This is a genomic window from Achromobacter sp. UBA5777, from assembly GCF_002418565.1.
Classification (GTDB): Bacteria; Pseudomonadota; Gammaproteobacteria; order Burkholderiales; family Burkholderiaceae_B; genus Achromobacter; species Achromobacter animicus.
Genome location: NZ_DIEJ01000213.1, coordinates 1 through 5,266, shown reverse-complemented (window position 1 = coordinate 5,266; position 5,266 = coordinate 1). Strand labels below are relative to the sequence as shown.

The window sequence follows — 5,266 nt, the reverse complement described above, 5'->3', positions numbered from 1 at the left end:
CCAGACCGCCGGCATCGCCGTTGCGGTCGGGCGGCGTCTGCCAGGGCCACGTGTGGGTCTGGCCGCCGGGTCCGAGCAGCACGTTGGCGAAGTGGCCGGGGCGCTGGGGGCTGCCCAGCACCAGCACCCACGCCGCGCCAGCCGCCACGAGGGCGTGCATGGGCGTAGGTGCGTCCCCGATATCGATATCGCCGTCGGCGTGCCACTGGGCGAGGCGCAGGTGTTCAATGACCAGCAGGTCGGTCTGCGGCAGCACCAGTTCCAGAGTCGCGGCCAGCAGGTCGTCGGCTTCGTCCTCGTCGGCGGCATTGGCAGGCACCTGCGCGCGCTGGCCCAGGTGCAGCACCAGCGGGACCTGGCTGTAGTCGGCGGCAACCTGCGCCGCCACGCTGGCCGTTTCCGCGGTGTATAGTCCGCCCACCTTGATGGCCTGAACCGACATGTCTTCGAGCAGGCAACGCGCCTGGTCGTCCAGCAGATCGGGGGAAACGGGGTGGATTTCTTCGATGCCGGCAGTGTCCTGCACGGTCAGCGCAGTCACGGCCGCCAGGCCATGACAGCCCAGACGGGCGCAGGTGACGGCATCCGCGGGCAAACCGTCTGATCCCGAGGGATCGAGCGGGCCGAAGACCAAAACGAGAGGGGGAGTAACGGGGGCCACGTGACAGTGCTTGATTGAGGGCGCCCCGGCTCATTTGGCATGAATCAGGGGAACCCCTATTGGGTTTCGGTAAGATTGTCCCCATTCTAATGGAAGCCCCTCACCTTTGCCCCACCGCGGGGACGCCGGTGGGGTTTTGATGTAAGAGAGAACTATGCGTACTTGGATGTGTCTGATTTGCGGCTGGGTCTATGACGAAGAGGCCGGCCTGCCCGACGAAGGCATTGCACCCGGCACCCGCTGGGAAGACGTGCCGCCAAACTGGGTCTGTCCCGAATGCGGCGCCCGCAAAGAGGACTTCGAACTGATGGAAATCTGAAACCGTCACGCCGACAACTTCCGCCAGGGCTCGTAAGATGGGGCATACCCCATTCTTCGTAACCGCCGGACTGCCGCCAGGCATGACGTTTGCGTCTGCGCAATCACTCCCAACGGTTTTCTCAGACTACCCATGAAGGGGTTGCCATGACGGAAAAACACCACGAAAACGCCAGCACCGAGGCGGCCAACTTCGCCAACCAGTTCCTGATCGCCATGCCGGGCATGGTCGAAGGAAGCCTGGCGGGTTCCGTCATCTACGTGTGCGAGCACACCGACCGCGGCGCGCTGGGACTGGTCATCAACCGTCCCACCGACCTGACGTTGGGCACGCTGTTCGAACGCATCGACCTGACGCTCGAGATCGGACCCGTCAAGGACACGTTCGTCTTCTTTGGCGGACCCGTCCAGACGGATCGCGGCTTTGTGCTGCACGCGCCCGCCGGCGACTACAGTTCCAGCATCAAGCTGGGCGACATGGCGCTGACCACTTCGCGCGATGTGCTGCAGGCCGTGGCCGATGGCAACGGGCCGGCACGCATGCTGGTCACGCTGGGCTACGCCGGCTGGGGCGCAGGCCAGCTCGAAAGCGAAATGGGCCAGAACGCTTGGCTGAGCGTAAGCGCGGACGCGCACATCATCTTCGACGTGCCGCCCGAGGAACGCTACCCCGCCGCGCTCAAGCTGCTGGGCATCGACCCGGTCATGCTGGCGGGCGATGCTGGCCATGCCTGAAGAAACCCTGCTTGCCTTCGATTTCGGCGAAAAGAAGATCGGCATTGCCATCGGCAATACGCTGACGCGCCAGGCGCGTCCGCTCGAAATCATCTTCAGTGAAGTCCGCGACGCGCGTTTCGGCCGCATCGCGGCACTGCTGCAGGAATGGCAGCCGCACCGCGTCGTCGTCGGTCTGGCGCTGGACGCCGAAGGCGGCGAACAACCCGCCACGGCGCGCTGCCGCCGCTTTGCCAACCAGCTGAACGGCCGCTTCGGCGTTGCCGTGGAACTGGTGGACGAACGCGGCTCCAGCATGGAAGCGCAGCGCCTGCTCGGCACACATGCCGCGGACGATGCGATGGCGGCGGCGGTTATCCTGCAACGCTATCTGGATGCCTTGCCCGCGGTCTGACGGCCGTGGCCTGTCTTGCCCATGCTCAATCCGCAACTCGACCGCCGCGGCGAACTCACGCATCTGCTGACTACCGAAGGGCTGCCGCGCCGGCACGTCGAGCGGCTGCTCGAGATGGCGCGCGCGCAGATGGCGTCCGAGGATGCGCAGTTGCCTGTCCAGCCGGAAATGCCGGTGTTTCTGTGTCTGCCGGATACGGACACTGCGGGCCACGACGCCTACGCCGGTGAACGCGACGCCTACGCGGCCGCAGCGGCGAGCCTGTCGATGTTGCCGGTGCCGCTGGAAGCGCATGCCGCCCTGGCGCTCGCCGAGACGGTCGCCGCGCTGGCGCCGGGCGTGCTGATCCTGCGCCACGGCCAGAGCGGCGCGGCCCATTGCGCCGCCGCCCATGCCACGCCGGGCCTGCACGTGCTCAATGCAGGCGACGGCCGGCACGCCGATCCCATACCCGCGTTAGCGCTGGTGCAGGCCATCATCGAGATCAAACCTGACCTCACCAGCCTAGTCGTGACGCTGGTGGGCGACATCCGTCATTCGGGCGTGGCGCGTTCCGTCATCCATCTGCTGACCACACTGGGCGTGCCCGAAGTGCGCGTCGCGGCCCCGCGCACGCTGCTGCCTGACGGCCTGGCCCAACTCGGCGTGCGCGCTTGCGCCACGCTGCAGGAAAGCCTGAGCGATGCGGACGTGGTGATCGCGTTGCCGCTGAATGTCGAAGAAATCAGCGGCGCGCAGCTTCCGTCGGCGCGCGAATATGCCTGCACCCACGGCATCACGCTCGCGGCGCTGGCGTTTGCCAAGCCGGATGTGCTGCTGCTGCCCGCGGGCGGGCTGGTGCCGGGCGTCGAAGTGGATGGCGATATCGCCGCGGCCCTCGAACCCACCGAGGCACGCGTCGCGGCGCTTGAACAACCCCTGCGCACGGCGGTGCTGCGCGTGCTGGCCGGAGCGGCAGCATGAGACTGCACATAGCCAACGGCCGGCTGATCGATCCTGCAAAGGGTGTGGATGGTCAGCACGATCTCTACATTGCCGCGGGCCGCATCGTCGCGGTTGGTGCTGCGCCCGACGCCTTCCAGGCGGATCGGCGTATTGATGCAAAGGGTCTGGCAGTGCTGCCGGGCCTGATCGATCTGTCGGCGCGCGTGACGCAGCCGGGCAACGCGGGATTTGCGCCCGGCGAACTGCGCGCGGCCTTGGCCGGTGGCGTGACGCGCCTGGTGCTGCCGCCCGATGCCGAAAATCCGCCGGACGAACCGAGCAAGATCGAGGCGTTGCTGCGCCACACGGAGGCGGGGCAGTGCGCAATCCACCCGCTGGGCGCGATGACCGTGGGCCTGGCCGGCGAAACACTGAGCGAAATGGCGCTGTTGGCGCGGGCAGGCTGCATCGCGTTCGCACAGGGCGAGTCGCTCGTGGCGGACACGCGGGTGCTTTGGGGCGCGATGCGTTACGCAAGCGGTCTGGGCCAGACGCTATGGCTGCGTGCGCAAGACCCCTGGCTTGCACGGGGCACGTCGGCCGCCAGCGGCGCGTACGCGGAACGCCTGGGACTGGAAGGCATGCCGGCGCAGGCCGAGACCGTGGCGCTGCAGACGATCTTCGAATTGCAGCGCGCGACCGGCGCGCGCGTGCACCTGTCGCGCCTGTCGACAGCGGCCGGCGTGGAACTGTTGCGCGCGGCCCGCCGGGAGGGCCTGCCGGTCACGGCGGATGTGTCGACGAACAACCTGCTGCTGACGGACGTGGACATCGGCTTTTTCGACACGAATCATCGCCTGTCGCCGCCGCTGCGCGGCCAGCGTGACCGCGACGCGCTTCAGTCGGCGCTGGCGGAGGGCGTGATCGATGCGCTGTGCTCGGATCACACGCCGGTGGACGCCCGCGGCAAGGCCGCCCCGTTCGCGGCCGCCACACCGGGCGCAACCGGTCTTGAACTGCTGCTGTCGCTGGCTCTGAAGTGGGCGCGCGACAGCCGCCGTTCAGTCGGCGACGCGTTGGCACGCGTGACGTCGGGCCCGGCCACCGTGCTGTCCGCCGTCGCGCCGCACCTGGGTCCATGCGGCCACCTGGGCGTGGATGCGCCGGCAGACCTGTGTCTGGCGGATCTGGACACCGAATGGATGGTGATGCCGGCAGCGCTGCAAAGCCGCAGCGCCCAGACACCTTTCGCAGGTATGATGCTGCCCGGTCGAGTACGAGCCACCGTGGTTGGTGGCCAACCGGCCTGGGAGACTCCAGTTTGAAGCTGCTGCGCTTTGTCCTACGGCTGAGCCTTGTCCTGCCCCTGATCATTTTCGGCCTGCTGAGCGTGGGCCTGGCCTACCCCCTGATGCGCCCCGCAGCCCGCGCCCGGCTGAACCGCCGCTGGTCGCGCTGGCTGATGGCAGCCTGTGGCATCAAGGTCATCCTCAAGGGCGAACCACGCCTGGAAGGGCCGGTGCTGCTGGTGGCCAACCACGTGTCCTGGGTCGACATCTTCGTCCTGAACTCGGCTCGCGCGACGTCGTTCGTGGCCAAGAGCGAGATCCGCGCGTGGCCGGTGATCGGTTGGCTGGTCGCCGGCGCAGGCACGCTGTTCATTGAACGCGGCCAGCGCCACGCGGTGCACGCGATGGGTGAGTCGATGCAGGCGCGCTTCAAACAGGGCGACGCGGTCGGCCTGTTTCCGGAAGGCACGACGACGGAAGGCTTCGAGCTCCTTCCTTTCCACGCCAGCCTTTTCGAACCCGCTCGCGTGGCGGCGGTTGAAATCCAGCCCGTGGCGCTGCGGTTCATGCAGCACGGCAAGCGCAACGGATATGCGGCGTTTGTGGGCGAGGAGTCTTTGGTGGGTAACCTTTGGCGGGTGCTGGGTGTGACGGGATTATCCGTCGAAGTGGTGTTTCTGCCGCCGCTGGCTGCGCGTCATCCGGATGGGAGTTTGCCGACGCGGCTGGAACTGTCGCATCAGGCTCGGGATGCGATTGCTTCGGTGCTTTGATTTGCGTGATTTCTTGCGGGCTGTGATTTAGCTCCGTACGTGTTTGTACTCTGCTTGCTGTTGATGCGGTATTCGTTTTTGACGTGTCCTGCACGGTGGCGGATTCGGTTCTTAAGACGTCCGGCACGGTGGCGTCCCGGGGCGCGCGGGGCCACGATTGCGGTCCGGAGCC

At 67.1% G+C, this 5,266-nt stretch carries 7 protein-coding genes; 6 read left to right on the top strand and 1 reads right to left on the bottom strand.

Annotated features, from left to right (window positions below; genetic code table 11):
- Positions 1-676: hydroxymethylpyrimidine/phosphomethylpyrimidine kinase (locus B3446_RS17555; RefSeq protein WP_349680050.1), on the bottom strand; the 676-nt coding region annotated here is incomplete at its 3' end.
- 139 nt (positions 677-815) lie between these two features.
- Here B3446_RS17555 and B3446_RS17550 point away from each other — a divergent pair.
- From B3446_RS17550 to B3446_RS17525, 6 genes are all read left to right on the top strand, one after another.
- Positions 816-980 carry a rubredoxin gene (locus B3446_RS17550; RefSeq protein ID WP_003814980.1) on the top strand — a complete coding sequence of 55 codons (165 nt, stop codon included), beginning with the start codon at positions 816-818 and terminating at the stop codon, positions 978-980.
- A 146-nt stretch (positions 981-1,126) separates the two neighbouring features.
- Positions 1,127-1,714, top strand: a complete 588-nt coding sequence (locus B3446_RS17545) for a YqgE/AlgH family protein (RefSeq protein WP_175125921.1) — start codon at positions 1,127-1,129, stop codon at positions 1,712-1,714.
- Entirely contained in the window at positions 1,707-2,108 is a 402-nt protein-coding gene (gene ruvX, locus B3446_RS17540) for a Holliday junction resolvase RuvX (protein WP_291383766.1), read from the top strand. Before B3446_RS17545 ends, ruvX begins: the two co-directional genes overlap by 8 nt.
- 21 nt (positions 2,109-2,129) lie before the next feature.
- Complete coding sequence (locus tag B3446_RS17535) at positions 2,130-3,071, top strand: aspartate carbamoyltransferase (RefSeq protein WP_291383764.1); 942 nt, start codon at positions 2,130-2,132, stop codon at positions 3,069-3,071.
- Complete coding sequence (locus tag B3446_RS17530) at positions 3,068-4,357, top strand: dihydroorotase (protein WP_291383762.1); 1,290 nt, start codon at positions 3,068-3,070, stop codon at positions 4,355-4,357. Before B3446_RS17535 ends, B3446_RS17530 begins: the two co-directional genes overlap by 4 nt.
- Complete coding sequence (locus tag B3446_RS17525) at positions 4,354-5,094, top strand: lysophospholipid acyltransferase family protein (protein WP_291383760.1); 741 nt, start codon at positions 4,354-4,356, stop codon at positions 5,092-5,094. Before B3446_RS17530 ends, B3446_RS17525 begins: the two co-directional genes overlap by 4 nt.
- Positions 5,095-5,266 lie beyond the last annotated feature (172 nt).

Coding starts and splice junctions, on each gene's coding strand:
- B3446_RS17550 (WP_003814980.1), top strand. CDS start 816: ATGCGTACTTGGATGTGTCTGATTTGCGGCTGGGTCTATGACGAAGAG.
- B3446_RS17545 (WP_175125921.1), top strand. CDS start 1,127: ATGACGGAAAAACACCACGAAAACGCCAGCACCGAGGCGGCCAACTTC.
- ruvX (WP_291383766.1), top strand. CDS start 1,707: ATGCCTGAAGAAACCCTGCTTGCCTTCGATTTCGGCGAAAAGAAGATC.
- B3446_RS17535 (WP_291383764.1), top strand. CDS start 2,130: ATGCTCAATCCGCAACTCGACCGCCGCGGCGAACTCACGCATCTGCTG.
- B3446_RS17530 (WP_291383762.1), top strand. CDS start 3,068: ATGAGACTGCACATAGCCAACGGCCGGCTGATCGATCCTGCAAAGGGT.